This is a genomic window from Rubritalea sp., assembly GCF_039830215.1.
Classification (GTDB): domain Bacteria; phylum Verrucomicrobiota; class Verrucomicrobiia; order Verrucomicrobiales; family Akkermansiaceae; genus Rubritalea.
Genome location: NZ_JBDOPO010000018.1, coordinates 1 through 4,259 on the forward strand (window position 1 = coordinate 1; position 4,259 = coordinate 4,259).

General features: G+C 47.0%; 2 protein-coding genes and 1 pseudogene. All 3 read left to right on the top strand.

The window, feature by feature from the left end; genetic code table 11:
- Positions 1 to 469 precede the first annotated feature (469 nt).
- Positions 470 to 925: an Rrf2 family transcriptional regulator gene (locus tag ABGY95_RS00590; protein ID WP_347439738.1), complete on the top strand. Its 456-nt coding sequence runs from the start codon at positions 470 to 472 to the stop codon at positions 923 to 925.
- 1,537 nt (positions 926 to 2,462) lie between these two features.
- Positions 2,463 to 3,947 (top strand): copper-containing nitrite reductase, encoded by a 1,485-nt coding sequence (gene nirK / locus ABGY95_RS00595; protein ID WP_347439739.1) that lies wholly within the window; start codon positions 2,463 to 2,465, stop codon positions 3,945 to 3,947.
- Positions 3,948 to 4,065: 118 nt separating this feature from the next.
- Positions 4,066 to 4,259: pseudogene (locus ABGY95_RS00600) on the top strand (formylglycine-generating enzyme family protein); the annotation flags it as partial.

A 4,259-nucleotide genomic window follows, 5' to 3' on the forward strand; every position in this document is an offset into this window, starting at 1 on the left:
GAAGCTATGGATGCGTTGGACTCGCCCTTGCGGCGTAGGATAGATATGGTATACCGCTCTTCGCTGCTCAGATGTTTATAGGTCATTTGGCACAGGCTCGGTTTTGAACGGTGAAGCCAGTGCTGATACTAATCAGCATCTGGGCCGTTGTTCAAGTTAAGCGGTGCACTTCCGGTTTGAATCCAAGGCGGTTAAACTAGAAGCTAGCTACAAGCTCAGGCCTTTTCCTATCCCTTACAGTTGCCTAAGCGACTAAAATTCGCGGATACATACAATTAAGTTAGAATGGTTTTATCTGAACAGAGACACATTGGACTGCATTCTTCCTATCACCACTACACGAGTGGTTAGATTTTCTCCCACAGATCTCGCACGAAAAATGAGGGTAGGCATCAAGGATGCTGGCTCATGATCTACAATCTATTACTCAAGATCGCTATACAGCTCTTAACTGGAGAAGTAATGGAGGTTGCAAAGAATCGAAAATAGCCCAGATTCCCGCCAGAAACACCTCACAATGATTGCCTACGGAAAAACAGCACGCTGTGCACTTGCCGCACTTTGTCACCTGGCCCAATTCTATGAATCAGGAACTCTGCGTGGATCCCAGAAGATCAGTGATGCTGTCAACCTCCCCCAGACGCTTGTAGCAAAGGTCCTCACCTCTGTTTCCGCAGCTGGAATTATCGAAGGCATGCGTGGCCCCAATGGAGGCTACAAGCTGACCAAGGCCCCTAGTGAAATATCTGTGTTCCAAATCGTCAGGATTTTTGGGCAAGATAAAGAGAATGACGACTTCTGCCCAATGGGACCAGGATGGTGCGGAGTGAAAGACCACTGCCCTCTGCACGATACTATACAAAAGTTACGCGACACTATGGACACAGCCCTCCACTCGACAACTCTTGATGATTTCGCTAACTAATTGAGGCTCTTTCGTAGTAATTATCAGGCACATCTTTGCACACACTGCATGGCTAATTAAGGTAGGCTTCGCCAAGACGGCATTTGAGTGACACCGCTACAATCGCAACTTTCTAGTGGCTATGGCTTTGTCCGATTCGGCAACTTAAGGTGGAGTTGAGGCTGCCCGACCTTGTGATTTATTTTATGACCTTGGGAGGGTGACGACATTTCTCAGGGATTTTCACAGCAAGAAGGCGCAGCGATCTATGTTACATAGGGTGTTGTGTTGGCTAGCTCATTGAAACCCTATTCGTCGAAAGAGCCTGAGTGGGAGGATGTATTTTTGGTAGCATTTGTAAAATACGACCAATGAAGAAAAAGCAATGTGAATCAGACTAAGTCTTGGCGCTATTCTTCAACTATTTTATCGAAAAACAGAAGGCTGCTGTCCAGCCCCAGCGAGTTGGGGGATCAAGGAAATTAACTAATCACTGCGCACGGAAGTCTGGAGGTTAATACTCCACGCGATCGCTGCGGTGAGTTTGAACCACAGTCCATAGCTAAACATCAACGACGCCTTCCGAGCTTCAAGCTGAAGGTTCACTCCATACGGTCAAGGAACTAGGCTGCACAAAATTCAAGATCAGCTAGCATACATCTATCAAGTTTAATCAACTCATAAAATCAGACAACAAAGCTTTGCTCAATAACATAAATAATCTATTTATAAGCGTCTTAGACAAATTTCACCCAACCGCTTATCTCGACACCTTGGTGGCTAAAGTGCATGGCTAGGGAGGTGTCAGTAACCGTACAGTGCATGTTGCCCTTGGAGTTCACTTGAAAGCGCAAAAAAAAGTTTGGGGCCTCTGGCTAGACAAAACTAAGGCTCCAAATTTCGCTTACGCGTTCTCACTTAGGTGAAGAATCGTGGCATTAAAGGCATCCTCTCCGCCGGAGTGGATGGGCTCAGCGCCTTCAGCTATGCCATAGCCAACTCCTACCCCATGACCCCAGTGCAGCGTTGTATTATCTACACTATACGCGCCTCATTGAAATGCTGCGGCAGGAAGCTCTGTAGGTTCAGACAAAGGTGGATCTTCACTACAGCCTTACGCCGGCGATGCTATGTCCAACTGGTACTGTAGTAGGGCTGAGCTATCATAGATAAGTCGACCGCGCAAATCATCTTGGTAATCCTTGCTATCGAAGGCGGCACCCTCTTGGGGGCTTGTTTATCTATGCCGTGTTTACGAGCGAGTTTATTGACTAAATAGGAAGAAAAGAGCATGCAGAGCAGAATGAGCACAGGTAGTTTGTCTTTGTAGGAGGGTATAGTTAATCAGGCCCATCCTCAGTGGAATCAGCCACCAGCTATCTCTTGTCATTGAGCAGCCTAAAGGATGAATGTGAGTTTTATAAACAAAGCTAAAACACCTAACATCAATTAAAGACAAAAAACTCTTTAATGCTTCATATTATTCATTGACTCTTATACAGAGATACTGAGCACCAGATAATCGGTACTAATTTATCAATCACACTGACCTAGATAAATGACAAATCACACAAGAAATACTCTCATAGCCATGGCGTGCGCAATGAGCTCATTTATTGAGGCTAGCCTCGTTCTAGCAGAAGCTGACGATCACCTCAGCATTCTAAACGAGCCTATTGTAGGTAAAGAAATAGCCACTCTTACTGACGCGCCAAATGTCCCCCCGAAAATCACCCGAAATCATCGAACTAAAGTCGTTGTAAAGCTCGAGGTCAGAGAGATCGTCAAACGCATGGCCGACGAAGTGGACTACACGTTTTGGACGTTCGGCGGCAGTGTTCCTGGAAAGTTTATCCGAGTACGCGAAGGTGACCTCGTTGAGTTTCATCTGGCGAACCACCCATCAAGTAAGATGCCCCACAACATCGACCTTCACGCGGTAACAGGTCCCGGTGGCGGAGCTAGTTCATCATTCACCGCTCCTGGATACGAGTCTGAATTCTCATTCACGGCTCTCAACCCAGGTCTCTACGTATATCACTGCGCAACGGCCCCAGTTGGTATGCACATAGCAAATGGTATGTATGGCCTCATATTAGTTGAACCTAAAGAAGGCCTACCGAAGGTCGATAAAGAGTTCTACGTGATGCAGGGAGATTTTTACACCAAAGGTAAATATGGTGAAGCCGGACTCCAGCCATTCAGCATGGAAAAAGCGATTAAAGAAGATGCGGATTACGTGGTTTTCAACGGATCTGTGGGAGCTCTTACTGGCGACAAAGCGATCACCGCTGAGGTTGGTGACAGTGTTCGCCTTTTTGTAGGAAACGGTGGACCAAACCTTGTTTCTTCATTCCACGTGATTGGTGAAATTTTTGACAAAGTCTACACTGAAGGTGGCCTTGGTGAACCTAAAAAGAACGTACAGACCACGCTCGTCCCAGCAGGCGGATCAGCCATTTGTGAGTTCAAATTAGACACATCTGGAACCTTCATTCTAGTCGACCACTCAATTTTCCGCGCATTCAACAAAGGGGCCATTGGAATGCTAAAAGTCAGTGGTGGAGACGAAGCCAGCAACAAAGCGGTCTATTCAGGAAAAACTGATGACCGCATTTATCAGCCTGAAGGCGGAGCAATCCAAGACATCCCGCAGGCGTATAACAAGCCAGCGAAATCTACAAACAAAGACGAGCGTATCAAGCGCGGTAAGATCACCTACACCCAAGTCTGTAGCGCGTGTCACCAAGCAAATGGCAATGGCATCCCAGCAGCGTTCCCACCATTAGCCCAGTCTGACTACCTCAACAATAGCATCGACGACTCAATTAGCGCACTAGTCAATGGCCTCTCTGGAGAAGTCACTGTCAATGGCGTTAAATACGACGGCATCATGCCTAAGCTAGACCTCTCAGACGATGACGTAGCGAACGTTCTGACCTACGTCTACAACCAGTGGGATAACAATGGCACTGAGGTCACACCTGACATGGTAAAGAAAGTCCGTGCAAAAGGCGCTAAGCCCCTCAATACTGAACGCTAGTAACCTTCAGTAATATTGAGCTAAAATGAAACTCAGCTGCACCCTAATAGTCAGTCTATTATCCTTGCTCATAGCGAGTCTAGGATGGGGTACGGGTGAGTCAATTAGTTCGACACCCATGGTAGAGATCCCCGCCGGATCCTACATCCCCCTCTACACCACTGACAAAACTCCGCGAAAGGTTGAGGCGTTTCGCATCGACACCCTGCCTGTCAGTAAAAAGCAATTCCTCGCATTCGTCACAACAAACCCGAAATGGCAACGCTCAAACGTTTCTCCAATATTCGCAGACAAAACGTACCTGCAAGATTG